General features: G+C 67.8%; 20 protein-coding genes. 7 read left to right on the top strand and 13 right to left on the bottom strand.

The window, feature by feature from the left end:
• The first annotated feature begins 247 nt into the window (after positions 1 to 247).
• Positions 248 to 733, top strand: coding sequence for a carboxymuconolactone decarboxylase family protein (locus tag IG75_RS0124690; RefSeq protein ID WP_030524047.1), 486 nt, complete (start codon positions 248 to 250; stop codon positions 731 to 733).
• A gap of 531 nt (positions 734 to 1264) precedes the next feature.
• On the opposite strand, the gene IG75_RS0124680 is transcribed toward IG75_RS0124690, so the two are convergent.
• Entirely contained in the window at positions 1265 to 1594 is a 330-nt protein-coding gene (locus IG75_RS0124680; RefSeq protein WP_030524048.1) for a hypothetical protein, read from the bottom strand.
• 297 nt (positions 1595 to 1891) lie between these two features.
• Here IG75_RS0124680 and IG75_RS0124675 point away from each other — a divergent pair, with 297 nt between their 5' ends.
• Positions 1892 to 3103 (top strand): helix-turn-helix domain-containing protein, encoded by a 1212-nt coding sequence (locus IG75_RS0124675; protein WP_030524049.1) that lies wholly within the window; start codon positions 1892 to 1894, stop codon positions 3101 to 3103.
• Here the strand turns inward: IG75_RS0124675 and IG75_RS36565 are convergent.
• From IG75_RS36565 to IG75_RS0124655, 4 genes are all read right to left on the bottom strand, one after another.
• Positions 3098 to 3502, bottom strand: a complete 405-nt coding sequence (locus tag IG75_RS36565) for a YunG family protein (protein ID WP_036515201.1) — start codon at positions 3500 to 3502, stop codon at positions 3098 to 3100. The two genes, IG75_RS0124675 and IG75_RS36565, sit on opposite strands and share 6 nt — an antisense overlap.
• Before the next feature lie 83 nt (positions 3503 to 3585).
• On the bottom strand, positions 3586 to 6366 hold the full coding sequence (locus IG75_RS0124665; protein WP_030524051.1) for a P-loop NTPase fold protein: 2781 nt from the start codon (positions 6364 to 6366) through the stop codon (positions 3586 to 3588).
• A gap of 342 nt (positions 6367 to 6708) precedes the next feature.
• The gene (locus IG75_RS0124660) at positions 6709 to 7965 is read right to left on the bottom strand and encodes an MFS transporter (protein WP_210436848.1); all 1257 of its coding nucleotides are present in this window, start codon (positions 7963 to 7965) and stop codon (positions 6709 to 6711) included.
• Between the two features lie 77 nt (positions 7966 to 8042).
• Positions 8043 to 8660 carry a TetR/AcrR family transcriptional regulator gene (locus tag IG75_RS0124655; protein WP_030524053.1) on the bottom strand — a complete coding sequence of 206 codons (618 nt, stop codon included), beginning with the start codon at positions 8658 to 8660 and terminating at the stop codon, positions 8043 to 8045.
• Between the two features lie 201 nt (positions 8661 to 8861).
• On the opposite strand from IG75_RS0124655, the gene IG75_RS0124650 reads away from it, so the two are divergent.
• Positions 8862 to 9722, top strand: coding sequence for a hypothetical protein (locus IG75_RS0124650; protein ID WP_030524054.1), 861 nt, complete (start codon positions 8862 to 8864; stop codon positions 9720 to 9722).
• Positions 9723 to 9881: 159 nt separating this feature from the next.
• Here the strand turns inward: IG75_RS0124650 and IG75_RS0124645 are convergent, their stop codons facing one another.
• The 5 genes from IG75_RS0124645 to IG75_RS0124615 all read right to left on the bottom strand — a co-directional run bounded on the left by IG75_RS0124645 (position 9882) and on the right by IG75_RS0124615 (position 16008).
• Entirely contained in the window at positions 9882 to 11144 is a 1263-nt protein-coding gene (locus IG75_RS0124645) for a cytochrome P450 family protein (RefSeq protein WP_051714896.1), read from the bottom strand.
• A gap of 524 nt (positions 11145 to 11668) precedes the next feature.
• Positions 11669 to 12202, bottom strand: coding sequence for a DUF3145 domain-containing protein (locus tag IG75_RS0124640; protein WP_030524056.1), 534 nt, complete (start codon positions 12200 to 12202; stop codon positions 11669 to 11671).
• Positions 12203 to 12298: 96 nt separating this feature from the next.
• Positions 12299 to 13129: a serine hydrolase domain-containing protein gene (locus tag IG75_RS0124635; protein ID WP_030524057.1), complete on the bottom strand. Its 831-nt coding sequence runs from the start codon at positions 13127 to 13129 to the stop codon at positions 12299 to 12301.
• 379 nt (positions 13130 to 13508) lie between these two features.
• Complete coding sequence (locus tag IG75_RS0124620) at positions 13509 to 14639, bottom strand: NDMA-dependent alcohol dehydrogenase (RefSeq protein WP_030524058.1); 1131 nt, start codon at positions 14637 to 14639, stop codon at positions 13509 to 13511.
• Between the two features lie 304 nt (positions 14640 to 14943).
• Positions 14944 to 16008, bottom strand: a complete 1065-nt coding sequence (locus IG75_RS0124615; protein WP_030524059.1) for a phosphotransferase family protein — start codon at positions 16006 to 16008, stop codon at positions 14944 to 14946.
• Between the two features lie 79 nt (positions 16009 to 16087).
• Here IG75_RS0124615 and pabB point away from each other — a divergent pair, with 79 nt between their 5' ends.
• Positions 16088 to 17557: an aminodeoxychorismate synthase component I gene (pabB, locus tag IG75_RS0124610; protein ID WP_081877141.1), complete on the top strand. Its 1470-nt coding sequence runs from the start codon at positions 16088 to 16090 to the stop codon at positions 17555 to 17557.
• A gap of 79 nt (positions 17558 to 17636) precedes the next feature.
• Entirely contained in the window at positions 17637 to 18026 is a 390-nt protein-coding gene (locus tag IG75_RS0124605) for a hypothetical protein (RefSeq protein ID WP_030524061.1), read from the top strand.
• 4 nt (positions 18027 to 18030) lie between these two features.
• Here the strand turns inward: IG75_RS0124605 and IG75_RS0124600 are convergent, their stop codons facing one another.
• On the bottom strand, positions 18031 to 18516 hold the full coding sequence (locus IG75_RS0124600; protein ID WP_051714895.1) for a hypothetical protein: 486 nt from the start codon (positions 18514 to 18516) through the stop codon (positions 18031 to 18033).
• Here IG75_RS0124600 and IG75_RS0124595 point away from each other — a divergent pair.
• On the top strand, positions 18515 to 20599 hold the full coding sequence (locus tag IG75_RS0124595; protein WP_245713220.1) for a TerD family protein: 2085 nt from the start codon (positions 18515 to 18517) through the stop codon (positions 20597 to 20599). The genes IG75_RS0124600 and IG75_RS0124595 overlap by 2 nt on opposite strands.
• A gap of 19 nt (positions 20600 to 20618) precedes the next feature.
• Here IG75_RS0124595 and IG75_RS0124590 read toward each other — a convergent pair whose 3' ends face one another.
• Positions 20619 to 22064 carry a DUF1254 domain-containing protein gene (locus IG75_RS0124590; protein WP_245713221.1) on the bottom strand — a complete coding sequence of 482 codons (1446 nt, stop codon included), beginning with the start codon at positions 22062 to 22064 and terminating at the stop codon, positions 20619 to 20621.
• 92 nt (positions 22065 to 22156) lie between these two features.
• Entirely contained in the window at positions 22157 to 22450 is a 294-nt protein-coding gene (locus IG75_RS0124585) for a hypothetical protein (RefSeq protein WP_030524065.1), read from the bottom strand.
• A gap of 220 nt (positions 22451 to 22670) precedes the next feature.
• Here IG75_RS0124585 and IG75_RS0124580 point away from each other — a divergent pair, with 220 nt between their 5' ends.
• A complete protein-coding gene (locus tag IG75_RS0124580; RefSeq protein WP_030524066.1) occupies positions 22671 to 22946 on the top strand; it encodes a hypothetical protein in 276 nt (91 codons plus the stop codon).
• Positions 22947 to 22948 lie beyond the last annotated feature (2 nt).

Genomic DNA, 22948 nt, shown 5'->3' with positions numbered 1-22948 from the left:
CGGCCGGCTCGATGCCCTTGGCCACGTCGGATGTGGTGAGCAGGGGCTCGGACGGCCAGGGGCCTACGTAGGTGGCCGAGGGCCCGCAAGTGGTCGAAGGCTCGGCGGGTGGCGCCCGGACGCCGTATTCCGTCCTTCCGTAACACCGAACTGTTATGACTCACACCACATCGAATGGCTGTTACGCCGACCGGTTCGCCGCCGTCTTGTGGTCGTTCAATTCATTACTGCGAGTGAGGACCCCATGATGGAACCCCGTTTCGACCTGAACGCGAACACCCTCGGCGCCAAGATCGGCAAGCGGTTCGCCAACACCAGCCTGGCGATCACGCAGTCGGGTCTGCCGAAGTCACTGATGGAGCTGCTGGAGCTGCGCGCCAGCCAGATCAACGGTTGCGGTTACTGCGTCGACGCCCACGCCAAGGAACTGGCGGCCGCCGGCGAACCCGCGGTCCGGGTCAACCTGGTGGCCGCCTGGCGCGAATCCACCGTGTTCACCGACGCCGAGCGGGCCGCGCTGGCGCTGGCCGAAGAAGGCACCCGGCTGGCCGACGCGAACCACGGCGTGTCCGATCAGACCTGGGCCCTGGTGCGCAAGCACTACGATGACGATCAGATCGCCGCCCTGGTCTACCTGGTTGCCATGATCAACGCGGCCAACCGGTTGCTGGTGATCACCGAAACCAAGGGCGGCTCCTACCAGCCCGGCACGTTCGACGCCGTCGAAGTCTGAACGCCGGGTCGATCCCGATCCCGCCCAGCGATCATCCGCTCCTGGGCCGGATCGGGATTCGGCCGGCAGTTGTTTTCTCCGGGCCGCAGGTGGAGCCCAAGAATCATTCGAGAATTTCTATAAAGCCCTCAAAAGGCATGAAAAACGTTGCCGCGTCGGCGCAGATTCGCGCCGCGATCGGCGGATCGGCAGCTTGGCCGCGCGAACAGGCCGAATGGCAGCTACGCGTCGTCTTCCACGGTGAGCGACACATAGACCGGGACTCGACCGTCCGGCAATATCTCGTAATCGTCGCCGATGGGCGGGGCGTCCCAGTCGATGGTGAATTCGTCACTCATGCGTTCTGTTCCTCGCTCATCACACCGGATCATCCACGGGAAGCGTGCGATACCGACCTGATCATCGCAAGGACAAGCGATCCCCGCCGGTCGAGATTTCGGAGACTTCAACGCGTCGGCCAGATCAGACACCACAGCAGCACCAGGAGCGGAATCCCGGCGGCAACCGACAAGCCCAGGGAGATCATCCGCGCTACCGTCCGTCCCGCCCAGGTTCCAGAGCTGTGGTGGGCCAGTGGAACCCTCGTGGATACAGCCGCATGGGGGTGATGAGCACGGCCACGTCGGTGACGGCGTCCCGATACGCGTCCACATGCGCTAACGACGGCACCACGACCGCCGAGGCGTTGTGCTCATAGACCGTGCTGACCACGATGAGCGCTGAGGCCAGCGGCCCGGTATCGAAGAACACAGTCCACACCATGCGATACCCGTGCCGCTCCGCGAGTTTGCCGATATCCGCACCGCTGTGTCCATCCAAGTCCTTGCGGACCAGTCCGACTGCTCGCTGTACTTCGCCCACTGTTCGCCCCGTCCAGAGTTCCGTGGTGGTTCGGCACCCGGCACCGGGGGCTTTTCGCCACCAACTGCCTCCCGTCGGGCAGGCGGTGCGCCGCGTAAGGGGTGCGACGTCGCCCCGGCGCCGGGTACCAAAGGGAACGTAGGTCCCGGAAATCGTTTGGCACGGCGTCAGATACGCCACCTCTGCTGGAATATGTGGCGATCGGTATATCGTGCGATCAGGCGCGAGACCCTTGGTCAGAATCCATCCCGCGCGAGGTACCGACAAGGCTTGTGCCACAACGGAACGGAGGATGGGATGTCTGCGACCATCGGCGCAACCATCCGGAAAATACGCAAGTCCAGCGGCCTCACTCAGGCAGAGCTCGGCGCGCTCATCCATTTCACCCAACCCGCCGTATCGCAGCTCGAGCACGATGGCCCCGCCACTTACGATGTCCGCGTCTTGCGACGCGTAGCGATAGCATTGCAGGTTCCGCTCAGTACATTGCTGCCGTCCGACGAGGAGGCGGAGTTGAAACGACGCCAGTTCTTCCAAGCCGGAGTGGTCGGTGCGACTGCAGCAAGTGCTGTCGATCGCGGGCAGCGGACGGGATCAATCGGAGCAACCCGGACACGAATCGGCATCTCCGATGTCGAACGAATTGTCAGGGGCATTGACCGGCTACATGAACTCCAATTGGTGGCCGGTGGCGACCGTCTGTGCGAGCTGGCCGCGAATCAGTCCCGCTACGTGCAGCTTCTGCTCGACCACGGCGACTACTCGGACCAGGTGGGCGCGACCCTGGCCAGTGCAGGTGCGGAGACGATGACTGTGGCCGGCTGGATACATTACGACGCCGGTCGCTGGGATGCCGCCAAACGCTACTATGCCGACGCAGCCCAGGCCGCCACGGCCACAGGCGACGGGGTGGCCGCCGCGCATGCCTGGATAAACACGTGCCTGCTCTCGTGTCGGGAGGGGTCTCGCCCGAAGGAAGGCGTCAAGCTGGCCGAGGCGGCGCAATCGGCGGCGCGACGCGAGGGCGGCCCGAAACTCCGTGCACTGGCCGCTGTTAGAGAAGCTGAAGCCCATAGCGCACTGGGTAACCGGTCAGCGATGTTGGCTGCGGTCGGTCGTGCCCATCGCGCCTACGAATCGACCAGGGGACGTGATCCCGGCTATCTTGCGCACCTGCCCGAAGCACAGCTCAGCGGCCTGACGGGACTGGTGTTCATGCGGATCGGCAGCCACCGGCAGGCCACCACATACCTGCGGGCCGCGATCGAAGGCTCTGCCGCCTACCCTCGGGAAACCATTGCCTGGCAGATCAGGCTCGCCCAGAATCACGTGCAGTCGGGCTCCATCGCCGACGGCTGCGTGCTGTTGACCGACCATTTCGACGCGGTCAGTTCAGTCGCTTCCACACGATTGCAGGCGGCCCTCCAAGGGATCGTGTCGGCTGTCCGTCCGCACAGCGGGGTACGAGAGGCACGCGAGCTGTTGGGTATGTGGACTGCCCGATCATGACCGCCGGTCGCTCCGAAGAGATTCCGCTACACGTGCGCTGAGCAGTTCGTACCGCCTGCGTGTGCCGTCGTAGGACAGACAGTATTCCCGCGTCGACGGCATTCCCCTGGTCTTGGGTATCGGTGACGTGAAACTGGTGCCAGGAGGGAACTGCTGCGCGGTCAGGTCGACAGTTTGTCCGTCTATGTGGTTGAGGTAATGCGACACCGTGTCGCCGCTGGGTAGCGTGGCGACCGTGTTGAGGATTTCTCCCCCGAGATAGTCGTGCACCACACAAGCCGTCACCGCGCACTGCCCCTTCGCCGGAGAGCCGGTCCAACCGGCCGGCGCACTGCTGGTTTCCGCCGACCACGATGATCGGATCGCATCGCTGAGGACGTCCAGGGTGACGGTGTCCATACAGGGAGGATACTTCGATGCCCCAGCCGGCTGGTCCGACGCAGTTCGGCCCGCCACGGCTTTCCGGCCCGGTCCACGCCCGACTACGGCGCGACTCCCCGGCTACCCACGGCAGGCAGCACATAGGAGAAACGCCGCACCCGCGGCAACCACAGCTGCAACTCGGTGAGGTCGGTCAGGTCGGTGACCCCCGCTACCCGCGCGAGCCCCTCGTGCAGCCGGTGCCATTGCCCGATCCGGCCCGGCGGCAGGGCCCCGGCGACACGGTTTGTCCATCCTTCGTCGCGGGGACGTGGTTCCAGATCGGCGACGAACCGGTGCAGCGGGGTGCCGGGTGGTCGGTGCGCGAGTCCGCCATCGACCCCGTCCCCCGGCCTCGGTGGCCCGTCGAGGACCACACCGAGCACCTGCGTACCGGCGGTGAGCAGGCCCAGCAGAATGATCACGGCCTGGTATTCGCCCGGCTGCCCGTTCGATCCGAGGAAGCGCGACGCCTCGGAGAGATCGCGGGTGGCGCGGACCATCCGATACAGGTTGACGAGACGTTTCGCCTCGCGCGGTGTCTCGATCAGCGTGTCCAATGCCGCGAGCAGGGCGATCTCGGCTTCGGTCATCGGACGTGGTGGCGGCGTGCGGGGCCCTTCCCGCTCTTGCCGGTCGACCTCGGATCCACGTTCGACCGTGATCACGCCGGTGGTCACGGGCTCGATCGCCGACGGCTCCGGGACGGGCGGTGGCGTATCCCCGGCCGGGTCCACCGCGGGTACCGGCACGGGATCGGGTCCGCTGATCGAGCGGAGCAGGCGGCCCAGACCGTCCGGCGACATCGCCGGCAGAACCAGCGGGATATTGAGGATCTTCTCGAGGTAGTCCTCCGGTGTGCGCCCGAACGCGTCCGGGTCCTCCTCGGTGTCCATCGCCAGCAGATCGGAGTAGCTGCTGCGCAACGAGCGCAGCAACCACCGCGGGTCCACGCCGACCACGACCACGAACAGTTCGAAGGCCAGCAGCAGGTGGACCGCCTGCAGTACCTCGACCACCTGCGCCGGCCGGCACCGATCCAGATCGTCGATATAGAGGACGATCCGGTCGACCGGACGCCGTGAGCGGTCCCATTCCTGGTCGCTGGCGCGCCATTCCACCATCAATTCGACGAGCTGTTCGAAATCCTTGCGGACCGTGGAGACCAGCCCGAGGCTGCCCGAGTAGTCGTCGCTGCGCGCCCGGTCGGCGATGAAACTGTGCAGGCGCCGCCCCGGCGCGAGCTGGGCGAGCTGCCGGCCGAGTTCGCCCACCTGGGTGACGACCTCGTCCAGTTGTGCCTGCGCCACCCGCTGTCGCGCCTCGGCAGCCCGCAGCCGGTCCAGCGTGTCCGACATCTGTTCGGCCACCGCCGCGTCGGCCGCGCCGCGCATACCGGTGTGTAGTTCCCCGGCTATCTCTCGCAGCGTCTGCAACCCGGTGCGCGCCCGGATGAGCAGCGCGACCCCCGTGCCGGCGCACGCACCGAAGAGCGCGACTGCCGCGGCCAGCCAGTCCCGCAGGGCCGGTGCGAGGACAGCCCCCAGCAGGCCGGTGAGCATGATGACGGCCGCTGCCGCCAGCGCGATCCGGCCGCGCCGATCGGCCGGAACCCGCCGCAGCGCCTCGGCCTCGGTCAGGGTGCCGTGCATCTCCTCGGCCAGCAGCCTGGCCCGGGCGGCCTCGTCGGTCAGGCCGAGCCGGCGCCACAGACCGTCGACGCGGCCCCGGAACGACTCGGAGTTGCGCAGCGCCACCAGGAGATCGCCGGCGGTCGTTTCCCGTGTCGCCGTGGCCTCATCGATCTCGGCGCGCAGTGCCGCCGCGGTATCGCCGGCTTCGCGGGTGGCGATCTCGAGTTGTCTGCGCTGGTCGACCCGGTGGGCGAGTTCCCGGCGGATCCGCTCCGCCCGCTCCCGCGACCCTGGCTCGGAACCGGCGAGCTGCCGGAAGATCTCGTCGCCGAGGCTGGCCCACAGATTGCTGTCCGTGTAGTGCCAGGCGTTGAAACCGATCTGCACGATCTCGGTGCAGTACCGTTCGCCGGTTCCGGCCAGCCCGTCGATCCGGTCCCGCAGCATCGCCATGAAATAGCTCTTGCCCGAACCCCACGCCCCGAAGACGCCGACCGACAGCGGCAGTGGTGTCTCGCGGTCGGCGATCACGGTGGCCAGCATGGAGACATACGGTGCGACGCCGAGTTGGTCACCTTCCAGCGGGATCCCGATATTCGGATCGACCAGATCGGCGGACAGGCTCCCGGCCAGGCCGCCGGACAGATCGGGTACCGACCGGGCGAATTCCGCCGCGATGGCCGCCGCCTCGCTCTGCTCACGGCAGAAGAAGACGAGGCCGTCCAATCGCTGATCGGGCGTGTCCGACGCGGATTCCACCGCGGCGGAGACCACCGCCGCCGCGACCTCTGTTTCGGGCCGGTTCAGAGCCCCCGCTGTGAGCAGTGGCAGACCGAGAATTTTCGTGCCGCCGCCGACCGCGGTCCGGATGGCTTCCCGGACGGCCAGCCGGAGGATGTCGTCCCCCAATGCGCTCTCGTCGCCGCCGGTCTCCCGCGGGTTGACCAGAAGCGCCTGTTCCGGCCTCGTGGACGAGAGCGCGAAGAATCGTGGGCGGCGGGCGTCGATCAGCTCGTACAGGATCGCATTCCACGCCGCGTCCGGATATGCCTCGCGGAGCGCGTTCCCGAGCGCGCCGAACCCGGCTCCTACCGACACCGCGATCGTATCGATGTCGAGTTCCCAGGGGCGATTCGTCAGTGCCAACGAGAACCGCGTCCCGCCGATCACACCGAGTTCGGTGATGTCGACGGCGTCCGATGTTGTCATTGTTCAATCCCCCGTGTGGCCCGCGAAGGGTCGAGTATGCCACCGGTGCGCACGAGACGCGCTCGGGCACAGCCCTTATCGTTGGGTCCGGATCGGCCGACGGAGCCTTGCTACCGCAGGACCACCAAGAGCCGAGCGGGGCGTCCTATCCGGGTAAGTCCAGCGAGACCATCCTGCTCGGTCGGTCGAATCCGGCAAGCCCGCCCGAGCGTCACAACGCGATCAGGTTCCTGGGCCGAGGGTTGCGCACCGGGCCATGATCCGGGCATTCACCGCGCCGAGGCAACATGACCAGGAGCACAGCACTACGGTCGACCGACCACCCGGCGGCCCGATACCGCCTTATCGGGCGTCCGCATACGGGCTGTCCGTCCGCACGACACGCACCGGCTCCCGGTCCACTCCCCCGCGCAGGTACGGGGAGCGCAGCGCCGGCAGGATCGCGGCGACCGCGAGTACGGCGAGCACGATTCCGAGGACCAGCGGCGCCCGGAGTCCGTGGCCGGGCAGGAGGCTCGAACCGACGGCCGAGCCGAGGATCACGCCGAGTGTGATGAAGGAGGTGTGCACCGTGTTCACCAGGACCCCTGTGCCGCCCGCGCGCTGCACCCGCACGGCCATGGCCGGGTTCATCGTCACGCCGACGAGCCCGATTCCGAGCATGAATACCATTGCCGCGGGCTTGAAGTCGGTCCAGGCCGCGAAACCGGTGAGGAACACGATATTGAGCAGTGTGCCGATCAGCAGCGTGGCGACGGTGTGGCGATCCGCGAACCGGCCCACGACGGCATTGCCCACCACCGTCGCGGCACCGTAGGCCAGGAGCAGCAGGGGCACCGCGCTGTCGGCGAATCCGCTGACGCGGGTGAGTACCGGGGTGAGGAAGCTGAAGACGGAGAAGGTCGCGCCGATGATCAGTGTGCTGGAGACGAGGGCGAGCAGCAGTTGGGGGCGGCGGAAAGCACGGAGTTCGGCGGCCGGTGACGCGGCGGCCGTGTCGTCTCCGGCGCCCGGCCGGCCCGGGTCGCGGACGAAGGCCAGGGTGAGGGCCGCGGCGAACGCGGTGAGCACGGCTACCGTCCAGAAGGCCGCCTGCCAGCCGAGGCGGCCGCCGATGAAAGTGGCCAGCGGCAGTCCGAGCAGGGTGCCCAGCATGAGTCCGCTCATCGCCACGGATACCGCGCGGCCCCGGAACTGTTCGTCGACCAGCCGCATGCACAGCGAGACCGCGAGACCGAAGAACGCCTGGGCGGCGACGCCGGTGATGATCCGGGCGACCACCATCACCGCGTACGAGGAGGCGAGGGCCGCCAGCAGGTTTCCGGCGAGGAAGATCGCGAAGACGGTCATGAGCGCGGGTTTCGGGGATATCCGCAGCAGCGCCGCGACGAGTAGCGGGCCGCCGAGGGCCATGGCGGCGGCAAAAACCGTGACGAGGTAGCCGATTCGGTCGATACCGGTGTGCAGGCTCTCGGCCAGTTGCGGCATCAGGCCGGCGACCGCGAATTCGCTGGTCACCATGGCGAAAATGCCTGCGGCCAGAACGTAGACGGCGGCGGGGACCGCGGCGGTGCGCGCGGCGGGAAGGGTCGGTGGCACGGGAAGTTCTCCTGAGTTCTGTAATGATCAGTACAAAATGCGGGCGCGAAAACGGCGGCGATCGGCTCATCAGCGGTTCAGTCGCTCGCCGGATCCGGCCGCAGCGCCCGCAGCGTGGCCGTGATGATCTCCCCGGACCACGGGGCCGCGACCCGGCCCTGCGAGGAGATACGCAGACCGGCGATCGCCGAGTTCACAAAAGCGGCGAGCCCTTCGGCAGAAACACTTTTCGTGACCTCCCCGGCGGCCTGCCCCGCCCGCAGGACGGCGCTCAGCAATTCCAGCCGGGCGGCGGTATCCCGGCCGATCCGCTCGACATTCTTCGCGTGCACGGGATCGTCGGCCAGTTCGGCCACCGTGTTCACCGCCAGACAACCCCGCGGCGCCCCGGACCCGGCCCGTTCGACCTCCTCGGCCACAACCCGGCGCAACAGGACCTCGATACGTTCGACGGTGCCGAGCGAACCATCACCGATGACCTCCTCCGCGCGCGCCAGGGTGCTGTCCAGATAGACATCGAGGCACTGCGCGAAGAGTTCGTCCTTGCTACCGAAGGTGTTGTAGAGGCTGCTGCGTCCCAGCCCCGTGGCCCGGCAGAGATCCTCCGCACTGGTGGCGTGCAGGCCGGCCCGCTGGAACTGACTCGTGGCGGCCGCGAGCACCTTCTCGTGTTCGAAGCTGCGTGGTCTGGCCATGCGCCGACCCTAACGCATTGTGTAACGGACTGTCCATAACCCGGAGATGCCGGGCATGCCCGCGGCTCGGCCGATGACCCGACACAGCCAGGTGACGTCGGCAGTCTCGCTGCCGACGCGTTGGCCTCGCAGGCCCTCGCCCCGACGGTGTCCAGCGCCTTTCGGTCGCGTGCAGGACGGTACCGAGCGAGAATCGGCAGTGTGCCCGACGGGATCATCCGCGCCATGCGCGAAGTACTTCACCGTGCGAAGAACCTCGTCCCGGATGTGGCGAAACTCAGGTCTCGACCGCCACGATCGGTGAGCGAGAAGGCGCAGGGTGCCGCGAATACAGTCAGCGATACCGATCACGATCTGCGCAGTCCGATCGATGATCTTGCGTCGCCCGAGATCGATCACGCCCCGGCACCCGCGCGACGAATACGCGTCGTTTCGGGGCTCGGCGATGATATCGATGCCCTGGTGGTGTCGTCTCGCGCGTTGTCACAGGATATCCATGGTTTACAGCAGCGGGGATGGACATTCGAGCGTGGAGGCCTGGATGCCTACACCGACCACACGGGTAAGAAGATCACCGTGCCCGATGCCGAAGTCATCGATATCGAGGAGGGATACCGTGAAATGCCCATCGGCTCCGCCGAGATGACTCGTCACCTGGCGCAACAGGTGGAATACGCCCGCAGAAGCGATCTGATACGCACCATCGCGCCACCGGGACTCGATGAAATAGATGACAAACGGGGGTGGACCGATCGCCAGGTACAAAAACTGGTGGAGCGCGATACCGCCTCGTATTTGGCGGCCGCGCGGGCGCGCCGTGAAATATTGGAAGAGAGCGGAGTCGATATCGACGAGAGATACTCCCATGACCCGGTGACAATCGAGGCGCAGAACATCGAACGTTCCATGAACTGGCGGGACGGCCTTCGAGAATTGAGCCATACGGTCGGCGACCAACCGTTTCCGGAGTCCGGGCCGTTCGGACCGGGTCGTCGGGAAGATCACACCATTGTGGTGGAACAGATGTGGGAAAGTTTCCGCGGACAGCAGGGCGAGTCGTGAAGGGCCGGTCTCCGCGGAGCCCGGCGCCCACACTCCACGCGCCGACGGATGCCTCCATCCGGCACCGAGTGGGCCGCGAAGTAGGGGCGCGGTACATCTCGACGGGCCGCTCGGATCCGGTCCACCGTGCGATGGACCGGATCTATCGCAGACGTGCCCTCACACGGCCATCGGCGGGATCGGGACGAATACAACGGGCAAGCATGCCAGCGAGCGATGATAGGGCCCGGGCCGCCACTGCAGATCCTCGACAGGGACCGCCGATGTCATCTCGGGCAGCGCATCGAGCAGTTGATCTATCGCCGCGCGAGCGATGGTAGTGGAAAGATCCTTCGCCGGGCAGGTGTGGGGGCCGGCGCCCCAGGCGAGATGGGACCGATTCGCAGTGAAATCTCCGGAATGCACTGCGGAATCGTTGTTGCACGCCGACATGCTGATCAGCACAGGCTGATGCGCGGGTAGCCACACGCCGTCGATGAGAATCGGCTGCCGCGGATAACTGAAACAGAAGTTCGCCAGCGGAGGATCGGTGAACAGCAACTCATCCAGCGCATCGGCGGTCGAGAGACTGCCGCTGATCATTCCGCCGCCGAACCGGTCGTCGGTCAGCATGAGTCGCAAGGTATTCAAGATGAGGTTGACGGTCGGTTCGATTCCCGCCCCGTAGATGACGACCAGTTGGTGGATCACCTCCTCCTGGGTCAGCTCCGCGCGGTGCGCGATCATTCGAGTGGTGATGTCGTTGCCGGGCTCGGCGATCTTGTGCATGGTCTGCTCGTACAGCGCCGATTCCAATATCACGTTGCCCTCTTCGGCACCTGCGGAGGTATCGAATATGCTGGCCATGCCCTGCGCGACACGCGCCCCGATATCGGGCGAGCAGCCGACCAGAGTGTTGAGGACCTCGAAGACGAGGGGGTGCACGAACTGAGCCAGCAGATCGGCGTGTCCGGCGGCGCAGAAACCGTTGATCAGCGGCACCGCGATCTTTTCGACCAACGCCTGGGTGGTGTGCAGGTCGATCCCGTTGATAGCGAATGTGTTGGCCGAGCGCAGCCGAGCATGAGCCGCTCCGGTGTTACGCAACGCATTCGGCCGCCACTGCAACATCGGCCGCACGGGACAGTCGAGCGGTACATTCGCCTCCCAGGCCCGCGGGTCCGCCGGGAAGTGCTCGGGATCGTGCAGTATTCGCTTCGCGGTCTCGTAATCGACCACGAGAGTGGCCGGAACACCCGGTGCGATCTCCACGGGAACCAGCGAGCCGTAGCGGGCTCTCAGCTCCCGGTATACGCGCTGGGGATCCGAGGCGAATTCTTTGGTGTATATGGCTACTCGCGGGTCATCACCATCGATCACCGAACTGGGTGCGATCGGGCGGCCGTCATAGGAAGGCAGAGGCGTTTCCAGCGGCTGAGACATGGGCACAGGAGGACTCCAGGTGTTTCAACAGTGACAAACGAAATATGACGCGGGGTTGCCGACCTGGACTCAGGACCGGCCGGCGCGGGACACGCTGGCAAGGCAGGTGTCGTTGTTCTTCATACCGCCGGACACAGGCTTGATGACGACGACTGCCGGTGATCACCGCAGCAGGGCTCGGTAGTCGATTCGACACGCGCCGGGACTGCCGCCCCGGTACATCGGACGGCCTCCTGGCTCATGCGCTCCCTCGGTCGAAGCGATCGCAATCCGCTGGCAGAGATTCACCGTGATCGCACCCTCTCCCGGGGAAGGGCGAACACTCGGCAACATGGTACCGACCGGCATCGAAGTCCGCAGCGAAAACCGCGACCGAGCCGGCCGCGGTGGTGGAGACCCATACCGAAAGCCACCGTCGGCTGCCGGTTCGCCACTCGGATCGCCGGCGCGGTACGACAAGCTCGGTGCGCCGAACCGGGTGCCTCGTCGCGGGTGCCCGCCGGGACGGGCGATTTTCCGGGCTCTCAGCCGACGTCGCGACGCAGCCAGGTGACCTCGGCGCCCTCGCTGCCGGTCCGGTAGACCTCCAGGTCCTCGTCCCAGGCCGTCCCCAGCGCCCGGTCCAGTTCGCCGGCCAGATCGAACCCGGCGTACCGGCCCAGTTCCCGATCGGCCTGCAACAGGACCCGCAGGCGCATCTCCCCCACCATCACATCCCCGTTGGCGCTGGTGGAGCCGTGCCACAGGCCCAGCGACGGCACGAAACTGTACCGCTCCCCGTCGACCCCCTCGCTGGGATCCTCGGTCACCTCGAAACGCAGGACCGGCCAGGAGCGCAGCGACTGCGCGATACGGGACGCGGTACCGGCCGGGCCGAACCATTCGGTCGTTGCCCGGAGTTGGCCGGGGGCTGCGGGCTGCGCCGTCCAGCGCAGCGAGGCCGGAGCCCCGAGAGCGGCCGCGAGCGCCCATTCGATATGCGGGCACAGCGCGGCGGGCGACGAGTGGATGTACACCACACCCGCCGTTGTCTCCGCGTATCGGGACGATCCGCGCACCACGTACACCTCCGGTTTCGACGATGCTCGTCTTCCCCAACGGGTCCGTCGAAAAGGCGTTGCCCGAGTGTACTCGAGTGCCCGGTGTTACACGTGTTACTTCACTTCCGTGTTGCGCGCGAGTGTTGCCTCCGCGATGACCGAATCACTGAACGGAGGCCATACTTCGCGCGACCAGTCGCCGAAATTCTCGTCGCTCAAGGCCACACACGCCACGCCGGGGCGCGGATCCACCCACAGGAACGTCCCGGACTGCCCGAAATGACCGAAGGTCTCGGGCGAATTGGTGGCCCCGGTCCAGTGCGGCGACTTCCCGTCCTTGATCTCGAAGCCCAGGCCCCAATCGTTGGGCCGCTGCGAGCCGAAACCCGGCAGGACACCGTCACTGCCCGGGAACTGGACGCTGGTGGCCGCCGCGAGGGTCTGCGCCGAGATCAGGCGGGGTTCGAGAAGTTCGGCGGCGAAACGCAGCAGGTCGGCGAGAGTCGAATTCGCGCCGTGCCCGGCCGAGCCGGTCAATTCCGAATCGACCATGCCCAGCGGTTCGAAGACGCCCTCGCGCAGATACTGCGGGAAAGGGATCCCGGTGTGTTCGGCGACCGCGTCGGCCAGCAGTTCGAAACCGGCGCTCGAATAGATCCGTTTCGCACCGGGCCGGGCCAGGATATCGGTGGTGTCGAAGGCCACGCCGGAGGTGTGGGCCAGCAGGTGCCGGACGGTCGCGCCGGGCGGTCCGGCGGGCTGATCGAGTTCGATCGCCCCCTCCTCCACGGCGACCAGCACCGCGTAGGCGGCCAGGGGTTTGGTGACCGACGCCAGCCGGTAGACCCGGTCCGTCTCACCGGCCGACCAGCGCCCGTCCCGGGTGATCACACCCGCCGCGGCATGCCTGACCGGCCATTCCTGGATCTGCTCGAGTGCGCGCACACCCCGAGGTTACGAGACCGAACCGGGGCCGCGGAACCCGGCCGAGCAGTTACCGAAGAGCAGTGGGACACCACCACGCGCCGACTGCCGGCCGGGGTGTCCCGAATACCCTGCGGCGGAGTAGATCACCATGCCGCACGGGCCCGCCGGCCATGCGGATCGGCACGGCCGCGGCGCCCCGGCGGACGACCCGCGGGAGGAATTCGAGTGAGCACCGCGCCGCACGCACCGGTCGCGCGACCGGCCCCTCTGGTGACCAGGGCACCCCGGAGAGGCCGGAATCGACCTCGGGCCGGTCGATACCCCGGCGGCAGGAGTTCCGAACGGGTGGGCCGGTGAGGGGTCGGCCCACCCGGGAATGCGCGGATACGCTCGCCGATCAGCGGTCGGCGTCGGTGTACTTGATGATGCCGCGGATGTTCTTGCCGTCCAGCATGTCCTTGTAGCCCTGGTTCACGTCCTCCAGGGAATAGCTCCGGGTGACCATATCGTCCAGGTTCAGCTGACCGGCCTTGTACATGGACAGCAGGCGCGGAATGTCCTGACGGGCGTTGCCGCCACCGAAGATGCAGCCCTTGACCGTCTTCTGGAGCATGCAGAGCAGGAAGTTGTTCATCTTCACGTCGGCGGCGTCCATCCGGCCCATGGAGGTGACGACCAGGGTGCCCGCCTTCGCGGTGAGAATCAGACCCTCTTCGATGTATTCGCCCTGCATCTCACCCATGGTGAGAATGACCTTGTCGGCCATCCGACCCTCGGTGGCCTCCATCAGCGGCATGATCGCCTCGGCCATACTGGCGTAGGTGTGGGTGGCGCCGAACTTCTTGGCCTGCTCCAGTTTCCACGGGTTCGGGTCGATGGCGACGACCTTCTGCGCCCCGGAGAGCACCGCGCCCTGCAGCGCGCTCATCCCGACACCGCCGATGCCGACGATGGCCGCGGTATCACCGGGCATCACATTGGCGACATGGGTGGAGGAGCCGAATCCGGTGGGCACACCGCAGCCGACCAGGCAGGCGACCTCGAACGGGATCTCGGGGTCGATCTTGACCACCGAGCTGTAGTGCACCGTCATATAGGGCGAGAACGTGCCGAGCAGGCACATCGGGATGACATCCTTGCCGCGGGCCTGGATGCGGTAGCTGCCGTCGCTGATGGACTGCCCGGACAGCAGGCCCATCCCGAGATCACAGAGGGCCATGTTCCCCGATACGCACGCCGGACAGCGGCCGCAGGCGGGGATGAACGACAGCACCACGTGATCGCCGACGGCCAGGTCGGACGGGGTGCCGGGACCCAGTTTGGTGATGACGCCCGCGCCTTCGTGGCCGCCCATGGCCGGGAACGACGGCATCGGGGTGGCACCGGTGACCATATGGTGGTCCGAATGGCACATTCCGGCGGTTTCCAGCTGGATCTGCACCTCACCGGCGCGGGGGTCACCGAGTTCGATTTCCTCGACCGACCACGGTTCGTCGATCCCCCACAGGATCGCGCCCTTCGTCTTCATTCGTGTCCGACCTCTCGCATGCGCGGGCTTTCATGTGACGGCCTCCACACTACGATACGAACTGGAACACGTTCTAGTGGTTTGGCGAAGATTTTCCCGGCAGAACTGGTCGACCGACCATTGCACGGCGGCCGGCGGTGGAAACCCACCGCCGGCCGCCGGCCGAGCAACTCCCGAATCGTCCGCTTCCACCACCGATACCCGCGGGGCGCCGCCTACGGACAGTCCCGCCGCGATACCGCCCGGCGCGGGCCGGGTCAAGCACCGGCGCACGCCGGACGCATCGAATTAATGAAACCTGTTCTCACTCCATGAGTCCGCGCGCCCGCGCGAAGAGTTCGAGCGTGTTCGCATGCAGGAACTCACCGACCTGCTTCGGCGCCTTACCCGCGAAGGACCGCGCGTACGTGCCCTCGAGCACGATGCCGAGTTTGAAGCAGGCCAGCACCGTGTACCAGGTGACCGCGCTCAGGTCCCGATCGGAGAACTTGCCGTAGTGCTCGACCATCTCCGCGCCCGTCGGCAGTGAACCGGCCTCGCCGAGCTTGCCGATCAGCGCCGCCCCGGAGGTGCCCGGTTCGGGCCGGGTCGCGATCTGCCAGCCGAGATCCAGCAGCGGATCGCCGATGGTCGACATCTCCCAGTCGACCAGGGCCGCGACCTCGGGCCGCTCGTAGGAGAACATGATATTCGCGAGATGGCAGTCACCGTGCAGGATGCCGGGGGTCCATTCGGCCGGACGGTGGCGTTCCAGCCAGTCCGCCACCGCGTCCAGACCCGGGATCTGCGGGCCGGGGTATCCCTCGTTCGCCGAGTACGACTCCAGTTCGTGGGTCCAGCGGCCGACCTGCCGCTCCAGGAACCCTTCGGGTTTGCCGTAATCGTCCAGGCCCAGCGCCCGGTAGTCCAGCGCGCCCAGCCGGGCGATGGCCTCCACCGCGGACAGGCCCATCTGCCGGCGGGCCTCCGGATCCTCGGCGAAGGGGGCGGGTAGCTCGGTCTGCGGGTTGAAACCCTCGATCGGCTCCATCAGATAGAACACCGCACCCAGCACCGATTCGTCGGGTTCGGCGGCGATCACCCGCGGGGCGCGGACATCGGTGTCGGCCAGCGCGCCCAGCAGTCGCGCCTCCCGCCGGATGACCTCGTTGCTCTTCGGGCGCAGATGCGCCGGGCCACGGCGCAGCACGTAATCGCGCCCGCCCCGGATGAAACGCAGCATGATGTTCTGCGTGCCGCCGCCGAGCGCCTTCACCTCCTGGAACTCACCGCCGGTGAGCCCCCGCTCGTCCATCCAGTTCCCGACCACGGTGAAGTCGACGTGCTTACGATCCACGCCTACCGGCTGCGCAACAGACATGCCTGACATTGTGCCCCACCCGGCCGAATGAACTGCAGGCAACCGACAACAGTTTGACACCCGCCCGCGGCGTAGGGTTCGGTCCACGATGTCTTTCTCCGTGACCCTCCAGCACCGCGTACTCGAGCGGGCCGTCGACACCGAGGCCGCCTTCCTGCGGTTGTACGGCGCCTCGCCCGCCGCCTTCTGGCTCGACAGCGAACACGTGGAACCGGGGATGGACCGCTTCTCGTTCCTCGGCGACGCCTCCGGCCCACTGGCCGAGGTGATCGGCTACCGGGTCGGCAGCGGTACGGTCACCGTCCGAACCGCCGACGGCGTCCGCGAGGTCCGGGGCACCATCCTGGATCATCTGGCCGAAGCATTGCGGACCAGGCCGGTCCCGCTACCGGAAGACTTCCCGTTCGATTTCGCGGGGGGCTACGTGGGGTACCTGGGTTACGAGGTCAAGGCCGATTGCGGCGGGTCCGCGGCGCACCGCGCCCCGGCGCCCGACGCCCAATGGATCTTCGCCGACCGGGTGGTGGTCGTCGACCATCTCGCCGGCCGCACATATCTGCTCGCACTGGCCGACGATTCCGGCCGCGCCGCGGCCCGGACCTGGCTGCGCACCACCGCGGCGATCCTGGAGACACTGCCGACCTGGTCGAACCCGCCCCCGATCACCACGGCGGGCGATACCGCCGGTCTGGAGGAACACCTGGTCCGCGGCCGGGCGCGCTACCTGCGCGATATCGCCGACTGCCGGGCCGCGCTGCGGGCCGGTGAATCGTACGAAATCACGCTGACCGACCAGCTCGTCTTTCCCGCCACGTCCGGCGGACTCGACGTCTACCGCACGCTGCGCCGGGCCAATCCCGCTCCCTACTCGGCCTACCTGCGGTTCGGCGAGCTGGAGATCGCCTGCTCGTCCCCCGAACGCTTTCTGAAGATCGCCCGTGATCGGACGGTCGAGACGAAACCGATCAAGGGCACCGCCCGCCGCGACCCCGATCCGATCGTGGACGAACGACTGCGCCGCGCGCTGACCGAGGACCCGAAGACCCGGGCCGAGAACGTGATGATCGTGGACCTGCTGCGCAACGATCTGGGCCGGGTCTGCGAGATCGGCAGTGTGCGGGTGCGCGAACTGCTGGTCACCGAAACCTATTCGACCCTGCACCAGCTGGTTTCGACCGTACGCGGCATCCTGCGCGCCGATACCGGGGTCGTCGACTGCCTGCGCGCCTGCTTCCCCGGGGGTTCCATGACGGGGGCGCCCAAGATCCGCACCATGCAGATCATCGACACCCTCGAAACCCGGGCGCGCGGGGTGTATTCGGGGACGATCGGTTTCCTGGGACTCGGGGGTACGGCCGACCTCAATATCGTCATCCGCACCGCGGTGCGCTACGGCGGAACCTGGCAGATCGGTGCCGGTGGAGCCATCGTGCTGGACTCGGTGGCCGACGCGGAATACGACGAGATGCTGCTCAAGGCCGCGGCGGTGTACCGGGCCCTGGCCACCGGGCCGGTCGGCGCCGCCGCACCGGCCACCGAGGTCACCACGGCCGGATGAGCGCCGCGGGCGGCCGAGAAGTATTGCGGGCCATCGGAAACGAGCGGCCCGATCCGGCGAACAGCGCGACAATGGAGCGATGGCACAGCTCTGGGTGAGAACACATGGTGGGGACTGGCTTCGGGCCGACCAGATCATCGAGATCGGCACGGAATCGGTGCGTGAACGCGGCCCACACGACGGTCCGGGCGGCGTCGACGTCGTGGCCCGGCTGGCGGTGGCGACCGGCAACGGGCAATGGGACTACGACCGGGGCAGCGGCACCGTCGGACCGAGTGTCCGGGTCCTGGGACGGTACCCCAGCGGGGAGGCCGCCGAACGGATCGCCGACCAACTGGTACTTATCCTGCTCAGTGCGAACAAGAACGCGCAGATCACCTTCGACGACGCCGAGGTGCAGGTACGGCCCGTCCACGATCGCACCGCCCACGACACCCCCTACAACGGCCGGGCGTTCGACTCGGCCTGAGCGCTCAGGGCCGGCGCCGGGACCGTTTCTTCGGTTCGGGTTCCGGTTCCGGAGGTTCGGCCGCGGTGAATCCGGCCATCCGGCCGAGCCGGCCGACACCGGGCAACCGGGCCAGCGCGCCGAACAGATCCTCCCCCAGTGCGATCATCGCCTCCAGCCGCGGCAGCAACCGATCGTAGGCGGCGAACGCGGGGTCGGCGAGGGCCAGGGTGCGGTCGAGCCGGTCGATCGTGGCATTGAGCCGGTCGATGGCACTGGACAGGTTCTCCAGCACATCGGGCAGTTGCGCGGCGAGCTGCGCGGACGCCGGGGGAAGCCGTACCGCGGCGTCGAAGGCCTGGCCGGCGGTCAGCTGGGCGGCCTCCAGGGCCTGGCCGGCCGCGGACTGCGCGGCGTCCACCGCGGTCTGCGCGGCGGCGAGCACATCGGCGGGTGTGGGGACTCGTCGCGCGCCCGGCCGCTTGTCCCCCGGCTGCCCCGGATCGGTCATGCGACAACTCTGCCGCATCGATGACGAAAACCGCTACGACCTGCACACCTGCGGGCGTGTCGGCGGCACATGGCATAGTTCGACGACGATGGAACTGAGCAAGGGCGCCAATACGCCGATACCGACATCGCTTCTGGCCGTGGTGATTTCCTGGCGGTCGGACCATACGGTGGACGCGCACGCCCTGCTGCTGGGCAGCGACGGGTCGGTGCGCGGCGACCGGGATCTGGTCTTCTACAACGCACCCCGCCATATCTCCCAGGCCGTCACCCTCGACCAGGACCCCGATCCGGGCACGGCGCGGTTGAGCGTTTCGCTGCCGCGCACGGAGGCCGAGGTGGACCGCATCGTGGTGTCGGGCTCGCTCGAGGAGGCGACCTTCACCGATCTCGGCGAGGTCACGCTCACGGTCTTCGCGGTGGACGGCCCGGTCGCGGTATTCACCCTCGACGATTCGGAATCGGTCTCGGCCATGATGTTCGGCGAGTTCTACCGCCGGGACGGCGGCTGGCGGTTCCGGGCCGTCGGCCAGGGCTGGGCCGCCGGAATGGCGGGCTTGATCACCGAGTTCGGCATTCAGGTCGACGAAGGTCCCGCGGCGCGACAGGCCACCCCGCCGGCGCGCCGCGACGAGAGCCCGGCCCGGCCGGCGGCCGAGGACGCCACGGAACTCCTGCGACCGGCCGCGTCCCCGGCCGGGGACCGGAATACCGCGGTCCTCGACCGCCCCGCCGAGCCCGGGCATCACCGCACCGGTGTCGCGGCCGACGACCCGGCCGGTGACCGGGCGGCCTCCCGTGGGCCCGGCCGGACCACCGGCGCCGGGAACGGCGCCCGCACCACATCCCCCGGAACACATCCGGGCAACGTCCACTACCGCCTCGACGAGAACCCGCCCGCCGCGGCTCCCGCCGCGCCCTGGGACCGTTTCGCCGAGCCGCAGCCCACCCGGCAGTTCCCCGGCACGGTCACGCTGCGCCGGCTCGCCACCACCGAGCCGGTACGCCTGCCCCCGCCTCCCGGCTCCGACCGCGCCGACTGGTACCGCGACCCCGAGGATCCGGCTCGTCTGCGCTGGTGGGACGGGGAACGCTGGACCGCCGACCGGCGTCCGGCCGCGCGACCGCACGCCCACGACTGCGACCGCTGCGGCGCGCGCCGGCGGCGCCGCGTCCTGGGCGGTCATCACCCGTGCTCGTCCTGCGCGGCGGAGACCGAGGAATTCCTCATCCACTGGCACACCCGGGCGGCCCGGTTGCTCACCTCGTCCGGGCCGCGCGGCCCGGAATGGGAGGCACTGTGGGCTTCCCTGCGCTACCAGCGCATCGACGCGGCCGCGGCCCGCGCCGCACTGCAACCCGCGGCGTTGCAGTACGTGGAGCGCCGGGTCGCCTTCGCGTTCGCCGACGGGCAGATCACCGCCGAGGAATTCGACGAGGTCGAATACGCCGTCACCGAACTCGGCCTGAGTGGCCCCCTGATCGATGAACTGCGGTCGCGGATGGCACGCGGACGCGCGCTCTCGCGGTTACGGGAGGGCGATCTGCCCGCGATCGCCACCCCCGGCCTGCACCTGGACGCCGAGGAGCTGGTCTACCTCGATATCGACGCGACCCATATCAGGGAGCTGGCCCGCGGACCCAAGCACACCGACGGCCGGTTGATCGTGAGCACCAAGAAGCTGCGTTTCGTGGGCGCGGGGGCGGGTGTCGAGCTGCCGTGGTCGCGGATCGTCTCGGTGGCCGCCGAATACGACGCCGTGGTGGTCGCGGCCACGTCGGCACGCGGTGGTGCCACCTTCGCCGTCACCGACCCGGAATACCTCGCGGCCGCACTGGAGGGCGCGCTGCGGATTGCGAAACGACTGGTCCTGGCCCCGGGCCAACGGGACTCCCGCAGTATCCCGCAGGAGGTGAAAGCGGAGGTGTGGCAGCGCGACGGCGGCCGCTGCGTGGAATGCGGGGACAGCCACTATCTGGAATTCGACCACGTGATCCCGCTCAGCCGCGGCGGCGCCACCAGCGCGGCCAATCTGCAGATCCTGTGCCGCGGCTGTAATCGCACCAAAGGGGCCAATATCTGATCGCGGCGGGGCCGGACGTCTAGGACACCAGCGGCGGCGGCGACCAGTTGCCGTCCAGCACCCGGGGTTCCGGCTCGTACAGCCGCATGATCAGGGAGAACTGGCCCTGCTCGGGAATCGGCAGCCAGTTGGATCGCGGAAAGCCGGGGCCGGGATCGGCGGCCTGCACCGCGAACTCCAGCGCACCGTCGGGCCCGAACCGCGGCGCCACCGGATGCCCGATGGTGTGCAGGTCCGCCGGGTTCGGCACCAGGTAGGCGTCGGCCCCGTAGGCGGTGATCGACCAGAACGCTTTCACCGGGGGCGCCTGGCCGGGTTCGAATCGCAGGGTGAACTCCCGCGGGTCACCGTTCTCGTCGGCCTCGTCGAACAGTGCGGGATAGAGCATGGCCTCGGCGATATTCGCGCCGACACCCCTTCTGGCGGTCGTGGCGCGCAGCAGATAATTGGTGCCGTACCGGCCGACGTTCAGCGCCACCAGCCACCCGTCGCGCATCCGGGACGCCGGATCGACGTAGGCGGCTATCTTCTTCTTCGCCGCGTCGACACCCGCGTCGAGTTCGCCGGTGCTCACGCCTTCCGGGGACCCGCCCGGGCGAATGCCGATGGTGGCGAAGCGCCACATCGCCGGTTCGTCCTCCGGGGCCGGCGGGTTGTCCTGCATCAGCTCGCACAGGCGGTCGAAGTATTCGCGCGACGACATCGCGGCGACCGAATCACGGCCCACCGGTTCCGACCAGTCCTGGTTACCCGGTATCGACTCGGATTCCGTGGCGGCTCGCGTGTTCCACGCGCTGAGTGGCGCCAGCCGGAGCTGGGCCTGCAACGCGCGCACGGCGGGAACGTCCGCGCTACCACGCACTTCGATCCGCCCGTAGAGCCAGGCATCCGCGGTCGGCACCGGGAGGTGCACGACACCGGCCGGGAGTTCCCCGGCCCAGCCCGGTCCCGTGACCGCGTAGGTATAGGGCGCTACCGCGCCGGGCTCGGCCTCCGGACGCACACTGCTCGGCGTGGACACCGTATTGGACCAGGCGTCGAGGACCTGCATCACCCAGTACCGGTCCGGGATCTCCGGTACCTCGAACAGCACCGGTTCCTTGCGCAGATCCAGCCAGGCCACCGAATACAGGTTGTCCAGGTCGATCCGGACCACTGTGCGCTGGCTCGCGGGCGGCAGGGAGGAGGTGTGCTGAAACCGATTCGTGGATACGTAGTCCAGTGCGCGTCGGCGGAACGTATCGATCAGGATCATCGGGTAGCCGAAGATATAGGCGTCGGCCGCCACCTCGCGCCGGGCGGCCGGGGTGCCCGACGGCGGAACCTCGGTACCGGAGTCCTCACCCCCGCAGGCTGCCAGACCGGTGACGGCGACGAGACCCAGCATCGACCGCCGGGTCATGCGGAACCGGTCTCCCACCGGCTGCGTCATGTCTCCGGCTGCCGCGGCGGGCACTTCGCGCATTCGCACTCTCCCTGCTCATCGCTGTCGACGGACTGCGAGCAGGATACGCGGAGATAGCTGGAACGTAGCGGATGCGGTCGGCGCGGCCGCTCTCAGATGGCGAGAACCGTATTCATGATGGTGCCCGCACTGGTGGCGACGACGCCGCCGATCATGGCTCCGGCCACCATCTTCGGCGACTCCATACCGCTACCCGACCACTTCTCCCAAGCGAACTTGGCCCCCGCGAAGATGATGCTGACCGTGCCCGACAGAATGGCCAGCCAGGTGCCGTACCGGACGAACTGATCGATCTTGTCCGCCAGCGGCGGCGGCTCCGGGGTAGGGTCGCTGACCTGTGCGTATACCGTTACTGCGTCCACAACCGACGCCGCGATGCTGCTCACCGTCTGCTCCCTCGCCGAGACCGTCCGGGGCGCACGGCCCCGCCTCCATCATCCAGACCGATACCGGTACGACGCAAGTTCTTGCCGCGCAGCGACTTTCACGCTATAACCGCTGGTGACCCGAACACCTGCCCGGACCTGGGATTACTGCACACCACCCGGCGAGCGGTTACGATGCGTTAGCGTTCCCGCCCACCCCGAAACCAGAGTGAGCTGCGAGATGATACTGGCCGCCGTGACCGATACGCTGGCGCAAATCGGTAACCCCACACCCGAAGCACCCCCCATCTCGGACAAATTCCTGCAGCTGGTCAGGTATCTCACCTGGTTCGTGCTGCTCGCCGGGATCTGCGCGATCATCTACGCCGGCGGCAAGTTCGCCTGGGAGAAATGGTCCGGCGGCGGTCTGGAGTCCCCGAAGATGGTGGCCGGAGCCATGATCGGTGGTGTCATCGCGACCAGTGCGGGCACGATCATGAACGCCGTGATCGGCTGACG

The sequence above is a fragment of the Nocardia rhamnosiphila NBRC 108938 genome, from assembly GCF_000720425.1.
GTDB lineage: Bacteria > Actinomycetota > Actinomycetes > Mycobacteriales > Mycobacteriaceae > Nocardia > Nocardia rhamnosiphila.
The sequence above is the reverse complement of the archived record's forward strand: the minus strand, read 5'-3'. Positions and strand labels throughout refer to the sequence as shown.